At 62.1% G+C, this 19,686-nt stretch carries 14 protein-coding genes and 1 pseudogene; 4 read left to right on the forward strand and 11 right to left on the reverse strand.

The features are described from left to right. Positions 1–9: 9 nt before the first annotated feature. From L8I05_RS05030 to rtcR, 10 genes are all read right to left on the reverse strand, one after another. Positions 10–1,962, reverse strand: coding sequence for an acetoacetate--CoA ligase (locus L8I05_RS05030; RefSeq protein ID WP_242167399.1), 1,953 nt, complete (start codon positions 1,960–1,962; stop codon positions 10–12). Positions 1,963–2,123: 161 nt separating this feature from the next. Continuing rightward, positions 2,124–2,897 (reverse strand): 3-hydroxybutyrate dehydrogenase, encoded by a 774-nt coding sequence (gene hbdH / locus L8I05_RS05035; protein ID WP_242167400.1) that lies wholly within the window; start codon positions 2,895–2,897, stop codon positions 2,124–2,126. Between the two features lie 7 nt (positions 2,898–2,904). Next, entirely contained in the window at positions 2,905–4,296 is a 1,392-nt protein-coding gene (locus L8I05_RS05040) for a GntP family permease (RefSeq protein WP_242167401.1), read from the reverse strand. Positions 4,297–4,592: 296 nt separating this feature from the next. Further along, positions 4,593–5,990, reverse strand: a complete 1,398-nt coding sequence (locus tag L8I05_RS05045) for a sigma 54-interacting transcriptional regulator (RefSeq protein ID WP_242167402.1) — start codon at positions 5,988–5,990, stop codon at positions 4,593–4,595. A 140-nt stretch (positions 5,991–6,130) separates the two neighbouring features. Beyond that, complete coding sequence (locus L8I05_RS05050; RefSeq protein WP_242167403.1) at positions 6,131–7,702, reverse strand: ABC transporter ATP-binding protein; 1,572 nt, start codon at positions 7,700–7,702, stop codon at positions 6,131–6,133. A 10-nt stretch (positions 7,703–7,712) separates the two neighbouring features. Then, positions 7,713–8,735 (reverse strand): ABC transporter permease, encoded by a 1,023-nt coding sequence (locus L8I05_RS05055; protein ID WP_043050504.1) that lies wholly within the window; start codon positions 8,733–8,735, stop codon positions 7,713–7,715. Continuing rightward, entirely contained in the window at positions 8,735–9,799 is a 1,065-nt protein-coding gene (locus L8I05_RS05060) for a microcin C ABC transporter permease YejB (RefSeq protein WP_242167404.1), read from the reverse strand. The genes L8I05_RS05055 and L8I05_RS05060 overlap by 1 nt, the downstream gene beginning before the upstream one ends. Further along, positions 9,799–11,661 (reverse strand): extracellular solute-binding protein, encoded by a 1,863-nt coding sequence (locus L8I05_RS05065; protein WP_242167405.1) that lies wholly within the window; start codon positions 11,659–11,661, stop codon positions 9,799–9,801. Before L8I05_RS05065 ends, L8I05_RS05060 begins: the two co-directional genes overlap by 1 nt. A 127-nt stretch (positions 11,662–11,788) precedes the next feature. Continuing rightward, positions 11,789–12,070 (reverse strand): peptidylprolyl isomerase, encoded by a 282-nt coding sequence (locus L8I05_RS05070; protein ID WP_003174386.1) that lies wholly within the window; start codon positions 12,068–12,070, stop codon positions 11,789–11,791. 1,086 nt (positions 12,071–13,156) lie between these two features. Beyond that, positions 13,157–14,755, reverse strand: a complete 1,599-nt coding sequence (gene rtcR, locus L8I05_RS05075; RefSeq protein ID WP_242167406.1) for an RNA repair transcriptional activator RtcR — start codon at positions 14,753–14,755, stop codon at positions 13,157–13,159. Between the two features lie 212 nt (positions 14,756–14,967). Here rtcR and L8I05_RS05080 point away from each other — a divergent pair, with 212 nt between their 5' ends. The 3 genes from L8I05_RS05080 to rtcA are packed head-to-tail and all read left to right on the forward strand — an operon-like array spanning position 14,968 to position 18,030. Continuing rightward, complete coding sequence (locus L8I05_RS05080; protein ID WP_242167407.1) at positions 14,968–16,194, forward strand: RtcB family protein; 1,227 nt, start codon at positions 14,968–14,970, stop codon at positions 16,192–16,194. A 13-nt stretch (positions 16,195–16,207) separates the two neighbouring features. Next, entirely contained in the window at positions 16,208–16,996 is a 789-nt protein-coding gene (locus tag L8I05_RS05085) for a nucleotidyltransferase domain-containing protein (RefSeq protein ID WP_242167408.1), read from the forward strand. Between the two features lie 8 nt (positions 16,997–17,004). Then, positions 17,005–18,030, forward strand: coding sequence for an RNA 3'-terminal phosphate cyclase (rtcA, locus tag L8I05_RS05090; RefSeq protein ID WP_242167409.1), 1,026 nt, complete (start codon positions 17,005–17,007; stop codon positions 18,028–18,030). A gap of 24 nt (positions 18,031–18,054) precedes the next feature. On the opposite strand, the gene L8I05_RS05095 is transcribed toward rtcA, so the two are convergent. Next, a complete protein-coding gene (locus L8I05_RS05095) occupies positions 18,055–18,927 on the reverse strand; it encodes an undecaprenyl-diphosphate phosphatase (protein ID WP_242167410.1) in 873 nt (290 codons plus the stop codon). A gap of 120 nt (positions 18,928–19,047) precedes the next feature. Here L8I05_RS05095 and L8I05_RS05100 point away from each other — a divergent pair. After that, positions 19,048–19,624, forward strand: a pseudogene (locus L8I05_RS05100) (GNAT family N-acetyltransferase). The last annotated feature ends 62 nt before the right edge of the window (positions 19,625–19,686 follow it).

Below are 19,686 nucleotides of genomic sequence, written 5' to 3' on the forward strand. Positions count from 1 at the left end.
CTTTCATCTTTACGCCAGTTCAGGGCGGTCGCGAAATTGCTCCAGGGCCTGCGGGTTGGCCAGTGCGTCAGTGTTTTTGACCGGCTCGCCATGCACCACATTACGTACCGCCAATTCAACGATCTTGCCGCTGATGGTGCGTGGGATGTCCGTGACGGCGAGGATCTTCGCCGGCACATGCCGTGGCGTGGTATTGGCGCGGATCACCTGGCGAATCTGTTGTTCAAGCGCCTCATCCAGTTCGATGCCGTCAGCCAGGCGCACAAACAGCACCACGCGCACATCGCCTTGCCAGCGTTGGCCGATGGCCAGGCTTTCCAGCACCTGCGGGACTTTTTCCACTTGGCGATAAATCTCCGCCGTGCCGATGCGCACGCCGCCTGGGTTGAGCACCGCGTCGGAGCGCCCGTGAATCAGCAGGCTGCCATTCGGGCGCTGTTCGGCGTAGTCGCCCTGGGCCCAAACGCCGGGAAACTGGCTGAAATACGAGGCGCGCAGCCTGGTCTGATCCGGGTCGTTCCACAGGCCAATCGGCATCGCCGGAAAGTGCCGGGTGCATACCAGCTCGCCTTTTTCGCCGACCAACGGCTGGCCCTGGTCGTCCCACACTTCGATGGCCATCGCCAGGCTCTTGCACTGCATTTCACCGCGGCGCACCGGCAGCACCGGGTTGCCGATCACAAAGCAGGAGACGATATCGGTGCCGCCGGACATCGACGACAGGCACAGCTCGGCCTTGATCTCGCGGTACACGTAGTCGTAGCTCTGCGGTGACAGGGGCGAGCCGGTGGAGATCAGGCCCTTGAGGCTGCCCAGAGCGTGGCTCAGGCGTGGCTGCAGCCCGGCCTTTTCCAGGGTGGCGAGGAACTTGGGGCTGGTGCCGAACACGCTGATCCGTTCCGCGTCGATCAGGTCGATCAAGCGCGCAGGCCCAGGGTGAAACGGCGAGCCGTCATACAGCACCGCCGTGGCGCCGAGCGCGAGCACCGACACCAGCCAGTTCCACATCATCCAGCCGCAGGTGGTGTAGTAGAACAGGCAGTCGTCGCGCGACAGGTCGGCGTGCAGGCCGTGTTCCTTGAGGTGGGTGAGCAGCACGCCGCCGGTGCCGTGAATGATGCACTTGGGCACGCCGGTGGTGCCGCTGGAATACAGAATGTACAGCGGGTGATCGAACGGCACCGCGACAAACTCAGGCTCGCCGCCAGCTTGGTAAACCTCGTTCCACAGCGCGACCCTGGCGTGAGTCTGGTAGTCCTCGACACGCGCTTGAGGCCGCGCGTAGGGCACGATGATCAACTGTTCGAGGGATGGCAGGCGATCAAGGATTTCATTCAGCTTGGCCGTCTGGTCGATGTCCTTGCCGGCGTAGCGATAACCCGCGCAGGTGATCAGCACCTTGGGCTCGATCTGGCCGAACCGGTCGATCACGCCCTGGGTGCCGAAGTCCGGCGATGAACACGACCAGATCGCGCCCAGGCTGGTGGTAGCGAGCATGCCGACCAGGGTTTGCCAGGTATTGGGCATGCACGCAGCGACGCGGTCGCCCACCCCGACACCGGCCGCGCGCAGGCTGTTTTGCAGGCCCGCGACATGTGCAGCCAGTTCGGCATAGCTGAGGTGTTCGCGCTGGCCGTCCTCGCTGATCGCGACCACCGCCGGGTGATCATCGCGACGGCGTAGCAGGTGTTCGGCAAAGTTCAGGGTGGCGCCGGGAAACCACTGGGCGCTGGGCATTTCAGCCTCTTCGATCAGCGTCGCGCTGGGCGGGCTGCGAAATTGCACCTCGAAGTACGCGACGATGGCCTGCCAGAAGTCGGGGCGCTGGTCGATGCTCCACTGGTGCAGGGCCGGGTAGTCGCTGAGCTGCAGGCTGTAGCGCTGATTGATGAAGCGCCGGAACTGGTCCATCCGCGTGTTGCGGATGCGTTCGGGGGAGGGTTGCCAGAGGATTTCGGACATGCGGGAGTCTCTTGTTCTTGTACCAGGCGCCCAGCCAACACAGGTCGAAACTGTGGGAGCTGGCTTGCCTGCGATAGCGGTGTATCAGTGACAAATGAGTCAACTGGCCCACCGCTATCGCAGGCAAGCCAGCTCCCACATTTGATGTTCAGTGCCTGTATTTATTGCGCCAGCCAGCCGCCATCAATATTCCACGCCGCCCCGCGCACCTGCGCGCCCGCCTCACTGCACAAAAACAACACCAACTCACCCAGCTGCGGCGGCGTCACAAACTCCAGCGACGGCTGCTTCTCCGCGAGCAAGTCATGCTGCGCCTGCTGCGGATCGATGCCCTTGGCTGCGCGGTCATCAATCTGCTTCTGCACCAGCGGCGTCAGCACCCAGCCCGGGCAGATGGCGTTGCAGGTGACGTTACTGGTGGCGGTTTCCAGGCCGACCACCTTGGTCAAACCGATCACGCCATGCTTGGCCGCCACATACGCGGCCTTGCCCACCGAACCGACCAGGCCATGCACCGAGGCAATATTGACGATACGCCCCCAGCCCTTGGCCTTCATGCCCGGCAGGCTCAAGCGCGTGCTGTGGAACACTGCCGACAGGTTGATCGCGATAATCGAGTCCCAACGCTCGGCCGGAAAGTCTTCCACCGCCGACACATGCTGGATCCCCGCGTTGTTGACCAGGATATCCACGCCACCGAACTCACGCTCGGCGTAGGCGATCATGTCGGCGATCTGCGCCGGGTCGCTGACGTCCGCCGGGTGATGGCCGACCTTGCCGCCGAACGCCTGCACTTGGGCGATCACCGCGCTGGCGTCGCCGAAGCCGTTGAGGATCAGGTTGGCGCCGGCCTTTGCCAGGCTCAGGGCTATCCCCAAGCCGATGCCGCTGGTGGAGCCGGTAACCAGGGCGGTCTTGCCGTTCAATGTCGTCATGAAAACCTCACACAATGCCGGTGGCGTAGAAAGTACCGATCACCACGAACACCGCGAGGGTCTTGATGATCGTGATGCCGAAAATGTCCTTGTAGGCTTCGCGATGGGTCAGCCCGGTCACCGCCAGCAGCGTGATCACCGCGCCGTTGTGGGGCAGGGTGTCCATGCCGCCGCTGGCCATGGCCGCGACGCGGTGCAGCACTTCAAGGGGAATATTGGCCGCATGCGCCGCCGAAATAAAGCTCTCGGACATTGCCGCCAGGGCGATGCTCATGCCGCCGGACGCCGAACCGGTGATGCCGGCCAGCAGGGTCACGGTAATCGCTTCGTTGACCAGCGGGTTGGGAATGCCTTTGAGCCAGTCCGCCAGCACCAGGAAGCCCGGCAGCGAGGCGATGACCGCACCAAAGCCGTATTCCGACGCGGTGTTCATCGCCGCCAGCAGCGCACCGCTGACCGCGCTTTTACTGCCTTCGGCGAGTTTGCTTTTGATCGCCGACCAGCCAAACACCAGCACCATGACGATGCCCACCAGCAACGCCGCCTGCACCGCCCAGATCGCCGTGAGCTTGGCAATTTCGGTGGTCACCGGTGCGCTCATGCCGGGCAGGCTGAGGCTGTGGGTCTTGCCGTACCACTGCGGGATCCAGTGGGTGAACAGCAGGTTCATCACGCCCACCAGAATCAGCGGTGACAGCGCGATCCACGGGTTGGGCAAGCTCAGGTTCTCTGCGGTTTCCGGCTCATTGCGCAGCTCGGTGCCATAGCCTTCACCGGCACGCTGGGCCTTGTTGCGCTGGCGCGCCAGGTAAAGCATGCCAGTGCAGAACACAAAGATTGTGCCGATCAGGCCCAGCCACGGCGCGGCCCAGGCGGTGGTGTTGAAGAAGGTGCTGGGGATGATGTTCTGGATCTGCGGCGTGCCGGGCAGGGCGTCCATGGTGAACGAAAACGCACCGAGGGCGATGGTCGCCGGGATCAGGCGCTTGGGGATATTGCTCTGGCGGAACATCTCTGCCGCAAACGGATATACCGCAAACACCACCACAAACAGCGACACGCCGCCGTAGGTGAGCAGTGCGCAGACCAGCACGATCACCAGCATCGCCTGGCGCGTGCCGAGCAAGCGGATCGCCGCCGCCACAATCGAGCGCGAAAACCCCGACAACTCGATCAGCTTGCCGAACACCGCGCCGAGCAGGAACACCGGGAAATACAGTTTGATAAAGCCGACCATTTTCTCCATGAACACCCCGGTAAACGCAGGGGCGACGGCGGACGGGTCGGTCAACAGGACAGCGCCGAGGGCGGCGATGGGGGCAAACAGGATGACGCTGTAGCCACGGTAGGCAGCCAGCATCAGCAGCGCGAGAGCTGCCAGGGCGATGATCACACTCATGGTGTGTCTCCAGATCGAATTGTTATTTTTGTGGGGTGAGGCTTTGGAAAGGGCTATAGCGAGATCTGTGCCAACTGGTTAACCAATTGATATATAAGGATAATATCGTGTAGTTAAGCGAGGGTTTTAAATTTTGTCTCCATCTAGAGACAAATGAAGATTCAATGTGGGAGCTGGCTTGCCTGCGATAGCGGTGTTTCAGTGGCAGGTGTGTGGGCTGAAAGACTGCTATCGCAGGCAAGCCAGCTCCCACATGAGAGTGTCTTTATATTGAGATTTTTGTCTCTTTATGGAGATTAGGCAATGCCCAAGGCCACCATCTTCTTGTACAGCGTCGACCTGCCAAGCCCCAATCGCTTGGCTGCCTCCACCACATTGCCTTCACACGCCGCCAACGCTGCGCCAATCACCTGCCGATCAAAGCGCTCCCGCGCCGCCGCAAAGGTCTCGCCAGCAACCGTCTCCACCGCGCCACGCGCCACTGGGCTGAACGTGCCAATCGCCGCGCGAATCTCCTGGGCATCCAACACCAGGTCATCACTCAACAACGCCGCGCGCTCCAGCACATTGCGCAGCTCGCGGATATTCCCCGGCCACGCATGCCGGGCCAGCAGCGCCAGTGCCTCAGGCGCCAGTTCATGCTGGCTGCGCAGCTCTTCCAGAATCGCCTCGCTCAACGCCGGAATATCGTCCAGGCGCTCGCGCAGCGGCGGCACCTGGATCGGCAACACATTGAGCCGGTAATACAAATCCGCGCGAAACTCGCCGCGCTTGATCGCCGCTTCCAGGTCCATCGACGTGGCGGCAATCACCCGCACATCGCTGTGCAGCATTTCATTGGAGCCTACGGGCTCGTATTCCTTTTCCTGCAACACCCGCAGCAGTTTGCTTTGCAGCGGCAGCGGCATGTCGCCGATCTCGTCGAGGAACAGCGTGCCGCCCTGGGCGATCTGTAATTTGCCCGGACGGCCCTTGCGGTCGGCGCCAGTAAACGCGCCCGGCGCGGTGCCGAAGAACTCGGCTTCGAGCAGGTCATGGGGAATTGCCGCGCTGTTGATGCTGACAAAGGCTTTGTGCGCCCGGGGCGAAGCGCCGTGGATGGCCTGGGCCAGCAACTCTTTGCCGGTACCGGTTTCGCCCAGCAGCAACACCGGCGACTCCGCACTCGCACTACGCCGCGCCCGGCGTTTGACTTCCAGGCTGGCCGCGCTGGTGCCGATAAAGTGCGCAAAATTGTATTTGCTCTGCCGCGACCGCAACAGCGAGCGCGTCGACGCCAACTCCTGTTGCATGCTCAGGTAACGCTCGATCAGCGGCGATAGGTTGCGCAACTCATCGAACAGCGCAAACCCGATCGCGCCGATCACCAAGCCTGCGTCGTCGTGGATCGGCAGGCGCATTACCACCAACGGGCCTTTGGGCGTGTCCTGGATATCCAGCAGGATCGGCTGGTCATTGCGCACCACCTGGCGCAACAGGCTGTTGGCGATCACCTGTTCGCAGGGCTGGCCGATGGCTTCATCGGCGCTCTTGAGGCCGAAACGCTTGGCGTAGCGTTCGTTCATCCACACGATATTGGCGTCACGGTCGACAATCACCGTGCCTTCGCTGGACTGCTCGATAATCTCGAACAGCGACTGGATGGCCAGGCCGCGAACCTGTTGGTAGTCCTTGAGGCTTTCGTTGCTATTCATGCGTGCGAATCCTGTGAACGGTGATCGTTGCCACGCTCTGCGTGGGAACGCCTCCCGTGACGCTCTGCGTCACTTGGCGTGCGGGACGCGGAGCGTCCAAGGCGGTGTTACCACGCAGAGCGTGGGAACAATCTCGGCGCCTACAAAGGAAGCTGCGCCGCCGCCAGCAGCTCTTTGGTGTACGCGTGCTGCGGCGCTTCAAACACTTCATGGCTCGCACCGCGCTCCACCACCTTGCCGTCCTTGATCACAATCATGTCGTGGGCCATGGCCCGCACCACGGCCAGGTCATGGCTGATAAACAGGTAGGTCAGGCCGTACTTTTCCTGCAACTCACGCAACAGCGCCACCACTTGTTTCTGCACCGTGCGATCCAGGGCCGAGGTCGGTTCATCCAGCAGCATCAGCGCCGGCTTGAGCACCAGCGCGCGGGCGATGGCGATGCGTTGGCGTTGCCCACCGGAAAACTCATGGGGGTAACGGTGGCGGCTGTCGGGGTCGAGGCCCACGTCCTTGAGCACCTGGATCACTTGCGCGTCGCGGTCAGCCAGGCTGCACGGCGCGTGCACTTCCAGGCCTTCGCTGATGATCTGTTCGACCGACATGCGCGGGCTGAGGCTGCCGTAAGGGTCCTGGAACACCACCTGCATCTGCTTGCGCCACGGGCGCATTTGCTGGTTGTTGAGCGGGTCGAGGGCTTCGCCCTGAAAGCGGATGCTGCCGGTGGAGTCGAGCAGGCGCAGGATCGCCTGGCCCAGGGTCGACTTGCCCGAGCCGGACTCGCCGACAATCCCCAAGGTCTTGCCGCGCTGCACGCTGAGGCTGATGCCGTCGACGGCGCGCAAGTAGGTTTTGCGCCGGAACAGGCCGCCACTGAGGGGGAATTGCACAGTCAGGTCGTCCACCTGCAATACCGTCTCGCGCTCATCGCTGCACAACACATCACCGGCCGGTTCGGCGTCCAACAGCAGGCGGCTGTAAGGGTGTTGCGGCGCGTTGAACAGCGTCTGGCAGTCGGCCTGCTCGACAATTTCCCCGGCACGCATTACGCACACGCGTTGGGCGATACTGCGCACCAGGTTGAGGTCGTGGCTGATCAGCAGCAGCGACATGCCCAGGCGCTGTTGCAAGGATTTGAGCAGCAACAGGATCTTGCGCTGCACGGTCACGTCCAGCGCGGTAGTCGGCTCATCGGCGATCAACAATTCCGGCTCACAGGCCAGGGCCATGGCGATCATCACCCGTTGGCGCTGGCCGCCGGAGAGTTGGTGCGGATAGGCCTTGAGCCGCTCCTGGGGTTTCTGAATGCCCACCAATTCGAGCAATTCGAGGATGCGCGCCTGCGCCGCTTTGCCGCCCAGGCCCTTGTGCAACAGCAGGGTTTCGCCGATCTGCTTTTCGATGCTGTGCAGCGGGTTGAGCGAGGTCATCGGCTCCTGGAAGATCATCGCAATGCGGTTGCCACGTAGCTTCTGCAAGGTGCCGGCAGAGGCGCCGATCAACTCCTGGCCGCGGTACTTCACCGAGCCCGTGGTGTGCGTGCCGGCTTCGGGCAGCAGTTGCAGAATCGAATGGGCCGTCACCGACTTGCCCGAGCCCGACTCGCCGACCAGCGCCAGGCATTCGCCGGGGCGCACGTCCAGGCTCAGGTTGCGCACTACGGTCTGGCCGCTGAAGGCGACACTGAGGTCGCGGATTTCGATCAGGTTCATCTGCAATCACTCATGAACGTGGGTCGAAGGCATCACGTAATGCCTCGCCGATAAAGACCAGCAGCGACAGGATCAGCGCCAGGGTGAAAAACGCCGTCAGGCCGAGCCATGGCGCTTGCAGGTTCTGCTTGCCCTGCGCGATCAGTTCGCCCAGCGACGCGCTGCCGGCGGGCATGCCGAAACCGAGGAAGTCCAGGGCGCTCAAGGTGGAAATCGCCCCGGTCAAAATAAACGGCAGGTAACTCAATGTGGCGGTCATGGCATTCGGCAGGATATGTCGACGGATGATCTTGCCGTCGCCCAGGCCGAGGGCACGTGCGGCCTTGACGTATTCCAGGTTGCGCCCGCGCAGGAACTCGGCGCGCACCACGTCCACCAGCGCCAGCCAGGAAAACAGCGCCATGATCCCCAGCAGCCACCAGAAGTTTGGCTCGACAAAGCCCGACAAGATGATCAGCAGGTACAACACCGGCAGCCCGGACCACACTTCCAGAATGCGCTGGCCGAGCAAATCCACCCAGCCGCCGTAGTAACCCTGCAAGGCGCCTGCGGCAATGCCGATGGCGGCGCTGATCGCGGTGAGGGCCAGGGCGAACAGGATCGACACCCGCGCGCCAAAGATCACCCGCGCCAGCACATCCCGTGACTGGTCGTCGGTGCCCAGCCAGTTCACCGCCGAGGGCGGGCTGGGGGCAGGGCGGGTCAGTTCGTAATTGGGCGTGTCATCGCTGAACGGAATCGGCGGGAACAGCATCCAGCCGCCGTCCTGCTTGATCAGCTTCTGCACGTAGTCACTGCGATAGTCGGCCTGGAACGGCAACTGCCCGCCGAACTGCTGCTCGGTGTAACGCTTGAACACCGGGAAATACAGCTCGTTCTTGAAGCTGAGTACCAAGGGCTTGTCATTGGCGATCAACTCGCCGCCCAGGGTCAGGATAAACAGGCCGATAAACAACCACAGCGACCACCAGCCGCGACGGTTCTTCTTGAACCGCTCGAAACGCCGACGTGCCACCGGAGACAAGTTAAGCATCAGGCGTTCCTCGCGGCGAAGTCGATACGCGGGTCCACCAGGGTGTAGCAAAGGTCGCCGATGAGTTTTATCAAGAGGCCGAACAAGGTGAAGATAAACAGCGAGCCGAACACCACCGGGTAGTCGCGGGACACGGCGGCTTCGTAGCTCATGCGGCCCAGGCCATCGAGGGAGAAGATCACTTCGATCAGCAGGGAACCGGCGAAAAACACGCTGATAAAGGCCTGGGGAATTCCCGAGATCACCAGCAGCATCGCGTTGCGGAACACATGGCCGTAAAGCACGCGGCGCTCGCTCAAGCCCTTGGCGCGGGCGGTGACCACGTATTGGCGAGTGATTTCATTCAAGAACGAGTTTTTGGTGAGGATGGTCAGGGTGGCGAACCCGCCGATCACCAACGCCGTGACCGGCAGCACCAGGTGCCAGAAGTAATCGGCAACCTTGCCCACGGTGCTCAGCTCGTCGAAGTTCTCCGAGACCAGCCCGCGCACCGGGAACCAGTTCAAGGAGGTGCCACCGGCGAATACCACAATCAGGAACATCGCAAACAGGAACGCCGGCATTGCGTAGCCGATGACGATGGCGGTGCTGCTCCACACATCAAAGCTGCTGCCGTGGCGCACCGCCTTGCGAATGCCCAGCGGGATCGACACCAGGTAGGTAATCAAGGTGGCCCATAAACCGAGGGAAATGGTCACCGGCATCTTTTCCAGGATCAGGTCGATCACGCTTTTGCCGCGGAAGAAGCTGTTGCCGAAATCCAGTTGCGCATAGCTCTTGAGCATCAGCCACAGGCGTTCCGGCGCGGGTTTGTCGAAGCCGTATTGTTTTTCGATGTCCTTGATCAGCTTCGGGTCCAGGCCGCGGCTGGCCCGCGAGCCGCTGCTGATGCCTTCGCCGGATGAACCGCCGACGCCACCGCCGCCGCCGATGCCTTGCAGGTGCGCTATGGCTTGCTCCACCGGGCCGCCAGGCGCGGCCTGGACGATGACGAAATTGACCAGCAGGATGATCACCAGTGTCGGGATGATCAGCAGCAGGCGCCGCACGATATAGGCAAACATCAGCGCGTACCTCCGCGTTTTTTCAACTCGGCGTTCATTTGCTCATTGGTCAGGGGCGTAGGGCTGATTTCCCACCAGGTTTCCAGCGCTTCGTCGTTCTTGGCCTCGATGGCCGGGCGGCCGAAGCGGTTCCACCACGCGGCGGAGGTGCCGGGCGGGTAGTAGTTGGGAATCCACAGGTAATTCCATTGCAGCACACGGTCCAGGGCGTGGGCGTAGGTGAGCATCTGCGCCTGGGTGTCGGCCTTGACCAGGCCCTTGATCAGCGTGTCGACGGCCGGGTCCCGCAGCACCATGTAGTTGTTGGCGCCTGAGTCGTACGCGGCGGCGGAACCGAAGTAGTTGTACAGCTCCATGCCTGGCGAGGTGGTGACCGGGAAGCCGGTGACGATCATGTCGTAGTCACGGGTCATCAGCCGATTGACGTACTGGGAGGAGTCGATGCGGCGGATATTCAAGGTGATGCCGATTTGCGCCAGGTTGCGCTTGTACGGCAGTAACAGCCGCTCCAGGCCCGCCTGGGCGTTGAGGAAGGTGAACTCCAGCGGTTCGCCCTGGGCATTCACCAGCTTGTCGCCGTCCGGTTTCCAGCCGGCTTCTTCCAGCAGGGCCAGGGCTTGCAACTGCTTGTCGCGGATCATGCCGCTGCCGTCGGTGACCGGGGCCTTGAACACCTGGGTGAAGACTTCGTCGGGGACTTGCCCGCGCAAGGGCTCCAGAATCGCCAGTTCCTCTTTCGTCGGCAACTGGCTCGCCGCCAGCGGGCTGTTGGAGAAGTAGCTCTGCTGGCGGATGTACAGATTGCGCATCATCTGCCGGTTGGCCCACTCAAAGTCCCACAGCATCGCCAGGGCCTGGCGCACTCGGCGGTCCTTGAACATCGGCTTTTGCACGTTGAACACATAGCCCTGGGCCGGTTGCGGCATCTCTTTGGCCAGGTGTGCACGTTGCAGGCGGCCATCGTCGAGGGCCGGGCCGTTGTAGCCGATGGAATAGCCGGTGGCGGAGAACTCGCGGTTGAAGTCATAGGCGCCGCCGCGCAGCACCTGGCGGGCCACTTCGGTGTCGCCGAAGTACTCAAGGCTCAAGTGATTGAAGTTATACAGGCCACGGCTGACGGGCAAGTCCTTGCCCCACCAGTCGGGGTCGCGGGTAAAGGTGATGGTGCTGCCGGAGTCGATCTTGCTGATCTTGTAAGGGCCGCTGCCCAGCGGGGCTTCGTAGCCGCCGCCGTTGGCGAAGTCGCGGGTTTTCCACCAGTGCTCGGGGAACACTGGCAGGGTGGCGATATCCAGGGGCAGGGTGCGGTTTTCATTGCTGGAGAAATCAAAGCGCACCTGGCGCTCGCCTTCGACTTCGACGTGCTTGACGTCGGCGAACAGGGTGCGAAAGCGCAGGCTGCCTTGGGTCATCAGCAGGTCGAAACTGTAGCGCACGTCTTCGGCGGTGATTGGCGTGCCATCGGCGAAGCGCGCCTTGGGGTTCAGGTAGAAGCGCAGCGACAGGCCGTCGTCGGCGCGTTCCATTTTTTCCGCGACCAGGCCGTAGACGGTATAGGGCTCATCCAGGGAACGCTGGGCCAGCGGGGCGTAGAGCCAGCCGTCGACCTGGGAGACGCCGATGCCTTTGTCGATATACGGCAACACGTGGTCGAAGCGCCCGATCTCAATGGCCGAGCGGCGCAGGCTGCCGCCTTTGGGGGCGTTGGGGTTGGCGTAGTCGAAATGGGTGAAGCCGGCGGGGTATTTAGCCGGTTCGCCGTAGACCGTGAGGTAGGTCTGCGGGGCCGCGCTCACGGCGGTGCTGGCCAGCAGCAGGGCCAGGGCGGAGCTTAGGAATGTTGTGGGAAAAGCCAATCGCATTGTCAGCCTTGAGCGCCGAGTGAAGATCAGGGATTTGTACGTTAACGGCTTGAGCGTCGCTAGTCATCACATGCACAACGGCCCGCCAAGAGGCGGGCCGTTGTTTATAGCAGCAGCACAGACTGGATCAGTCCTGGCGGCTGGTGACTTCCAGCAGGTGGTAGCCGAACTGGGTTTTCACCGGGCCTTGTACGGTGTTGACCGGGGCGCTGAAGACGACGGTGTCGAATTCTTTAACCATCTGGCCTGGGCCGAACGAACCGAGGTCGCCGCCTTGACGGCTGGAAGGGCAGCTGGAGTTGGCTTTGGCGACTTCTGCGAAATCGGCGCCGCCTTCGATCTGGGCTTTGAGTTCGTTGCACTTGTCTTCAGTGGAAACGAGGATGTGACGGGCGGTGGCTTTGGCCATGGGGAATAACTCCTTGAATAAAAAGGGTGAGCCTACCGGATTGAGGCGGTTATTTGTTGGCAAAGTTCCGTTGGGTTTTGGTTGGGGGCATATCCGTTGCTGCGGTAACGGCGGCTTAGGGTTCCGCTCTTACAGCGGCTCACTTTTTGAGGGACCGGAATGCCGGCCCAGCAAAAAGTAAGCAAAAAGTCCTCGCCCCACCACTCGGCACCTCGCCTAGGCTCGGTGTGCCCGAACGAAGGCTTGAATCCGTGGGCCGCCGCAATGGGCCATCCTTGGCCCAGTGCGGCTAACCCGGCGTCCTGCCGGGTTACCCACGGATTCAAGCCTGCGTTCGGCCAGCGTGGTTGATGGGGCGATCCCAGATCAAGATCAAAAGCAAGAGCACGGCGGCCTAGTAGCCGACCTGAGTGGTAGAAGCAAAAGCACAGCAAAAGCATAACTACCTGATGTACTGAGATCCAAAATGTGGGAGCGGGCTTGCTCGCGAATGCGGTGTGTCAGTCAATTCATCTGTCACTGACCCACCGCATTCGCGAGCAAGCCCGCTCCCACAATTCAACCGAGTTCGGCCGCCAGACCACTGTGCTCTGCTTTTCTGTGGGAGCTGGCTTGCCTGCGATGCAGGCACCTCGGTGTATCAGGCACAACCAGTTGATGCCATCGCAGGCAAGCCAGCTCCCACATGTGATTGAGTTCAGCTTCAAAAGTCAGGTCGACTGTCAGGCCGCCTCGGCCTTGCTTTTGATCTAACCACTCAGGTCGGCTACTAGGCCGCCGTGCTCTTGCTTTTGATCTTGATCTTAGGCGCCCCGTTAAACCACGCTGGCCGAACGCAGGCTTTGGAGCGGGGGTAAACCGGCAGGACGCCGGTTTAGCCGCGCTGGGCCAAGGATGGCCCATCGCGGCGGCCCCCGCTCCAAAGCCGGAGTGAGGGCACACCGAGCCTAGGCGAGGTGCCGAGTGGTGGGGCAAGAGCGTTTTGCTTACTTTTGCGCTGTTCAAAAGTGAGCCGCCGTAAGGGCGGAACCAATACCCGCCATCACCCAAATAACGGATATGCCCCCCCCAAAAAAACACCCAGCGTTACTTCAGCGCCGCCACCTGCTTCCAATCAATCGAAAACCGCCCCAGGTACTTGCGCAGACGATCCGCATCATTCGGTTGCGCCTTGGCCTGGCGCGAAACCCCGAACAACCGGCGACCCGCATCCGACAGGCTATCGGCCTGCAAGCACACCTCGATCACCGCTTTCAGTTGCAGCTGGTCAAACAGGTCCAGGTCCTCAGGCACCAAGGCTTGCCATTCAGCCTGCGGCGCTGACAAACCCCAGGCGTAGCGCAAGCGTTGAATTTCCTGTTCAGCCTGGGCCTCATCAATACGCCCGCTGTCGGCCAGCGTCGCCATGCGTGTGATCGAAGCAGACAGCTCACGAAAATTACCCAGCCAGGCGGCTTCACTCGAGCAGGCGAACGCCAGGTAGCGGCGCCGTGCCTCCAGGTTGAAGCGCACGCGGCGGCCTTGTTCGCGGGCGTGGCGCTCCAGTTCGAAATCGAGGTTGGGTTCGATGTCCTCACGGCGGCCCGCCAGGCCGGGCAGGTCAAAGGTCCAGAGGTTGATACGTGCATACAGGTCTTCACGAAACAGCCCCTGGGCCACGCGCCCGCGCAGGTCGCGGTGGGTGCCGGCGATGATCAGGAAGTCGCTGGCCACTTCCTGGTCGGCGCCCAGTGGGTAGAAGCGTTTTTCTTCGATGGCCTTGAGCAGCATGGCTTGCTCGTCCAACCCCAGCTCACCGATTTCATCGAGGAACAGCATGCCGCCATCCGCCGCGCGCAGCAGGCCGTCGCGGGCGTTTTGCGCGCCGGTGAAGGCGCCCTTGATGTGCCCGAACAGCGCCGACATCGCGCCGTCGCCGCGCAGGGTGGCGCAGTTCACTTCGACAAAGCGGCCTTGCAGCTGGTGGCGGCTGCGCTTGAGTTCGTAGATACGCCGGGCGAGGAATGACTTGCCGGCGCCGGTGGGGCCGATCAACAGCATCGGCGCCTTGGAGCGCACGGCCACGCGTTCGATCTGTTCGATGGAGTCGTTGAAGGCAGCATTGCGCGTGGCGATCCCCGACTTGAGAAATGCCAGGCCTTCCAGGCGTTTGTGGGCAAAGCGCAAAGCGATGCGGTCGTAGCGCGACAGGTCGAGGTCGATCAGTGTGTGGCTGCCGGTGGCACGCGCGGCGTCATTGCCGCGCCGTGCCGGGGCGGTCTGGATCAGGCGCGCCGGCAGGTTGCGAGCCTCGGTCAGCAGGAACCAGCAAATCTGCGCCACGTGGGTGCCGGTGGTGATGTGCACGAGGTAGTCCTCGTGCTCGGTATTGAAGGCATAGTCGGTGGTGAAATCGTGCAGCGCGGCGTAGACCTCTTCGAAGTCCCACGGGTTGTGCAGCGCCATTGCGTGCAGGCGCACTTCGGTGTGCGGTGAGATCTGCAGGATGTCGGCGCGCACCCGTTCAGCGAGGCTGACGTCGCGGGCGTCGACGTCGTGGATCAGCTCCAGGCGATCAATCAGCACGTCGGCTTGCTGGCACAGGCCGACGCTGGGGCGCCAGTGGTTCCAGCGGTTGGCGCCCTTGCCGACGCGATCCAGTTTGGAACCGATAAACCCGATGGCGACGGTGCGCTTGTGTTTCATGGCTAGACCAAAAGATAAGTAACGATATACAAGGATATGAATGGGCGAGTGCGCTTGTCATCGATTTTCGAGATTTAAATCTGGATCGCTATAAATACATAATTAAAACAATGAGTTATAAATTTTTAGTGAAGTGTTGAAAAAGCTGGCACGCCCGCTGCTATAGCCCTGTCAACGCCGCAGTGACGGCCTACCAAGAAAGAATCAAGACCATGCAAGAGAAGACCTACCAACTGCTGGAAGTGGCCAACGGCAAGCCGATCAAACTCTGGACCGAGGGCGTGCCGGTGGAGCCTGAAGCCCGCCAGCAACTGATGAACACCGCGAAGATGCCGTTTATCTTCAAGCACCTCGCGGTGATGCCGGACGTGCACCTGGGCAAGGGCTCGACCATCGGCAGCGTGATCCCCACGGTGGGCGCGATTATTCCGGCGGCCGTAGGCGTGGATATCGGTTGCGGCATGATCGCCGCGCGCACCACGCTGACCGCCAGCGATTTGCCGGACAACCTTCACGGGTTGCGCTGCGCCATCGAAGCCGCGGTGCCCCATGGCCGCACTCGCAGCCGTGCGGGTCGCGATAAAGGTACCTGGGAAAATGTACCGGCCCAGGCGGATCAGGTATGGGCGGCGCTGCACCCGCGCTTCAAGGCGATCACCGACAAATACCCGAAGCTTGAGCACAGCAACAACCGCAAGCATTTGGGCACGCTCGGCACGGGTAACCACTTTGTCGAGGTGTGCCTGGATGAAGCCAACCGTGTCTGGTTCATGTTGCACAGCGGTTCGCGCGGCGTCGGCAACGCCATCGGCAACCTGTTTATCCAGCTGGCGCAGGCGGACATGCGCCAGCACCTGGCCAACTTGCCGGACCGCGACCTGGCCTATTTCGAAGAAGGCAGCCAGCACTTCGATGACTACGTGGAAGCGGTGGGCTGGGCCCAGGATTTTGCCCGGCAGAACCGCGAGTTGATGATGCGCGCGGTGGTCCAGGCCACACGCCAGGTCATCAGCAAGCCGTTTGAAGTGGCGCTGGAGGCAGTGAACTGTCACCACAACTACGTGCAAAAAGAGCGGCACTTTGGTCAAGAGGTGCTGGTGACGCGCAAGGGCGCGGTGTCGGCGAAGAAGGGCGAGCTGGGGATTATTCCGGGCTCCATGGGCGCGAAAAGCTTCATCGTGCGTGGCCTGGGCAACGAGGAATCGTATTGCTCGTGCAGCCACGGCGCCGGTCGCACCATGAGCCGCACCAAGGCGAAGAACACCTTTACCGTCGCCGATCAGATCCGCGCCACGGCCCACGTCGAATGCCGCAAGGATGCCGATGTGATTGATGAAATTCCGATGGCCTACAAGGACATCGACAAGGTCATGCAGGCCCAGCGCGAGTTGGTGGAAGTGCTGCACACCCTGCGTCAGGTGGTGTGCGTAAAAGGTTAAGAGGGAATACGTGATGGAAAAGCAACAACGACACCCATTGAGCGAGGCCATGCGTGCGCGCGTGCTGGATGAGTTGGCGCGCATAGAGCGCGAGCGCAATGTGACCGTGCTGTATGCCTGCGAGTCCGGCAGCCGCGCCTGGGGGTTTGCCTCCACCGACAGCGACTATGACGTGCGCTTTGTCTACGTCGAGAAACCGGATTGGTTTGTGCAGGTGGATGCGCCCCGCGACGTGATCGAACGCCCGCTGGATGACGAACTGGACGTGAGTGGCTGGGAGCTGCGCAAGACCCTCGGGCTGCTGCGCAAGTCCAATCCCACCTTGCTGGAGTGGCTGGACTCGCCGCTGGTGTATCGCCAGGAGACTGAGGCGACGGTGCAACTGCGTGCCTTGGCCGAGGCGTTCTACAGCCCGCCAGCGGCGCGTAATCATTACCTGTCGATGGCCAAGAAGGTTTTTCGCGGCTACCTGCAAGGCGACGAGGTGCGGTTCAAGAAGTACTTCTATGTGCTGCGGCCTTTGCTGGCAGTGCGTTGGATCGACCTGGGCCTGGGGCGGCCACCGATGACGTTCACCGAGCTGCTGGGCACGGTGGATGACCCGCAACTGCTGGATGAAGTGGCAACGCTGCTGGCGCTCAAACGCAATGCCGGTGAAGCCGCCTATGGCCCACGGCGCCCGGCGTTGCATGAATTTATCCTGCGCGAACTGGAGCGCCAGGCGCCGGTTTTGCCACGCACGCAAGCACACTCCCAACGGCTGGACCACTACCTGCGGGACACCGTCAAACGCTACGCATAAGGATGAACATGAAACAGGACGTGATTGAACTCGACGGCGCCATCGGCGGCGGTCAGGTGTTGCGCAGTGGCTTGAGCCTGTCGATGGTGACCGGGCAGACCTTGCAGATCAAAAACATCCGCGCCAAACGCAGCCGGCCCGGCTTGATGCGCCAGCATCTGACCGCCGTGCTGGCGGCCGCGCAGGTGTGTGGCGCTAAGGTGCAAGGCGCTGAGCTGGGCTCGCAAAGCCTGGTGTTCGAGCCCGGGCCGATTCAAGGCGGCGAGTACCGCTTTGCCATCGGCACGGCCGGCAGCTGCACGCTGGTGCTGCAGACGCTGATACCGGCGCTGTTGCGCGCGCCGACCGCCAGCCAGGTGACCATCAGCGGCGGCACCCACAACCCGCTCGCGCCGCCGGTGGACTTTTTGCAGCGCGCCTGGCTGCCGTTGTTGCGACGCATGGGCGCGCGTGTCGAATTGAACCTGAACCGCCACGGTTTCGTGCCGGCGGGCGGCGGTGAGATAGAGGTGTTTATCCAGCCCTCGCAGCTGCTGCCGTTGCAGTTGATGCAGCGCGGCAAGCTGCTGGAAAAGCGCGCTACCACGCTGAATGCCGGGCTGCCCGCCCAGGTCAGCGCGCGTGAGTTCAAGCGTGTTCGCCAACGCCTGGGCTTCACCGAGGCGCAGTGCTTCCCGGTCGAGATTGACCCACAGCAAGGGCCGGGCAATGTGTTGATGCTGGAGTACGTCCATGCGCACGTCACCGAAGTGTTCAGCGCGTTTGGCATGGCCACGGTGCGGGCCGAGACCGTGGCTGACGCGGCTATTGATCAGGCCATGGAGTGGCAGGGCACCGACACGGCGGTGGGTGAGCACTTGGCGGATCAGCTGCTGTTGCCGATGGCGTTGGCCGGCGGCGGGCGCTTTACCACGCCGCATATGAGCGAGCATTTGCACAGCAATATGACCGTGATCCAACGCTTCCTGCCGGTGGTGATCGAAAGCCATGTGCGCGAGGAGGGCGGCTTGCTGGTCGAGTGCCGACCCGCATGATCGGCTAACCAGCGAGCCGAAGGTTTAGCTCAGCAACCCGGTGCTGACCGCCACAATCAAAAAGACGCCCAACAGCGCACGGTAGATTACGAACGGCCAGGTGGAGAACCGCTCGAGGAAGCGCATCAGGCCCCAGATGGCGAAGAACGCCGAGACGCTGGCGACCACCAGGCCGAAGATCAAGTGCGACCAGGCATGGGCGGGCATGTCGGCGTGCAGCAGCACCCACAGCTCTTTCAGGCCGGCGAGGGCGATGGCGGGCAGGCCCAGCAGAAAGGAAAAGCGCGCGGCTTCTTCACGCTTGAAGTTCAGAAACAGCGCGGCGGTCAGCGTGGAGCCGGAACGCGACACGCCGGGAATCAGCGCGCCAATCTGCGCAATGCCGACGATCAACGCATCGCGCAGGCGCATCTGGCTCATGTCGCGGGTGTGGCGCGCGCGCAGCTCGGCGCCAGCCAGCAACACCGCCATGACCACGCAGGAAATGCCGATCACCATCAGCCCGCGCAATGGCGAGTTGCAGGTGTTCAAGGTCGAAGACAGCGCCAGGCCGGCAATCCCAATCGGGATGGTTGCCAACACAATCGCTACGGCTAGCTTGAACCATGGGTCGTCGTAGTCGCCCCGGCGCACTGCGCCGATGCTTCCGGTCGTGACCTGGCGCACATCGCGCCAGAAATAACTGACCACCGCCGCCAGCGCCGCCAACTGCATCGCCGCCGAAAACGCCGAGCCGGGGTCTTGCCAGCCGAGCAGGGCGGGCACCACGCGCATGTGCGCCGTGGACGACACCGGCAGCAGTTCGGTAATGCCCTGGATCACACCCAGGATGAAAATCTGCAGGTAATCCAGGGAGGCAAAGCCCACATCCAGGCCGGCGGAACAGACGTTGGTCAAAGTGCGTGTCCTTGAAAAAGGGCGTGAGAAAAAAACTATTCAGCGAAGTTTATTCTAAATGTTTCAGGATTTTGGGCGCAGCCAAACAAATCCGCAATCGGTTCAGCAAACAGAAAGGTTATGCAATGTATTGGCGTGTGTACGGGTTTTGTGAACAATGAGGCCTTGCGTAATTTTCACTGAGAGCCCAATGCCTGAAACCACCGTCGAATTGATCCAGACCGGCCCCGATGCGTCTGAGCTGATCCGCAATCTTTACCAGTACTACGCCTACGAGTCGTCGGATTGGGAGCAGGAAGATGTCGAGGCGGATGGCCGTTTCTACATCCATGACGAGCACCTGACCCGCTACTGGCAAGACCCGCAATGGAGCGCAAATCTGCTGCTGGTGGATGGCTACATCGCCGGCTTCCTGCTGATCGAAGGCAGTGAACTGCCGGGCATGGATGCGCTGGAGCTGGCCGACCTGTTCATCCTCAAGCGCTACCGTCGCAAAGGCATTGGCCGCGCCATCGCCACCCAGGTGTTGAGCAGCGGCGAGGCGAATTGGCTGGTGCGTTTCTATGACCAGGACGAAGTGTCCCAGGCGTTCTGGCGTGCGGTGCTGGATGACCTGCCGCGCCCGGCGCAGATGATTGAGCTAGAGGATGATCCGCAGCTGGTGAGTTACTTGATCACGCGGGCGGCGCTGCATTAAACACAACGTTGAACTTAACCGGGCGCGGCGGCTCCTGGACGCATCGGCCGGTTTGGCCCTGA

This window comes from Pseudomonas sp. MONT-RG-20F-20-E-7-02 (assembly GCF_022662395.1).
Classification (GTDB): domain Bacteria; phylum Pseudomonadota; class Gammaproteobacteria; order Pseudomonadales; family Pseudomonadaceae; genus Aquipseudomonas.

Coding starts and splice junctions, on each gene's coding strand:
- L8I05_RS05080 (WP_242167407.1), top strand. CDS start 14,968: ATGCAAGAGAAGACCTACCAACTGCTGGAAGTGGCCAACGGCAAGCCG.
- L8I05_RS05030 (WP_242167399.1), bottom strand. CDS start 1,962: ATGTCCGAAATCCTCTGGCAACCCTCCCCCGAACGCATCCGCAACACG.
- L8I05_RS05070 (WP_003174386.1), bottom strand. CDS start 12,070: ATGGCCAAAGCCACCGCCCGTCACATCCTCGTTTCCACTGAAGACAAG.
- rtcA (WP_242167409.1), top strand. CDS start 17,005: ATGAAACAGGACGTGATTGAACTCGACGGCGCCATCGGCGGCGGTCAG.
- L8I05_RS05045 (WP_242167402.1), bottom strand. CDS start 5,990: ATGAATAGCAACGAAAGCCTCAAGGACTACCAACAGGTTCGCGGCCTG.
- rtcR (WP_242167406.1), bottom strand. CDS start 14,755: ATGAAACACAAGCGCACCGTCGCCATCGGGTTTATCGGTTCCAAACTG.
- hbdH (WP_242167400.1), bottom strand. CDS start 2,897: ATGACGACATTGAACGGCAAGACCGCCCTGGTTACCGGCTCCACCAGC.
- L8I05_RS05040 (WP_242167401.1), bottom strand. CDS start 4,296: ATGAGTGTGATCATCGCCCTGGCAGCTCTCGCGCTGCTGATGCTGGCT.
- L8I05_RS05065 (WP_242167405.1), bottom strand. CDS start 11,661: ATGCGATTGGCTTTTCCCACAACATTCCTAAGCTCCGCCCTGGCCCTG.
- L8I05_RS05050 (WP_242167403.1), bottom strand. CDS start 7,702: ATGAACCTGATCGAAATCCGCGACCTCAGTGTCGCCTTCAGCGGCCAG.
- L8I05_RS05060 (WP_242167404.1), bottom strand. CDS start 9,799: ATGTTTGCCTATATCGTGCGGCGCCTGCTGCTGATCATCCCGACACTG.
- L8I05_RS05085 (WP_242167408.1), top strand. CDS start 16,208: ATGGAAAAGCAACAACGACACCCATTGAGCGAGGCCATGCGTGCGCGC.
- L8I05_RS05055 (WP_043050504.1), bottom strand. CDS start 8,735: ATGCTTAACTTGTCTCCGGTGGCACGTCGGCGTTTCGAGCGGTTCAAG.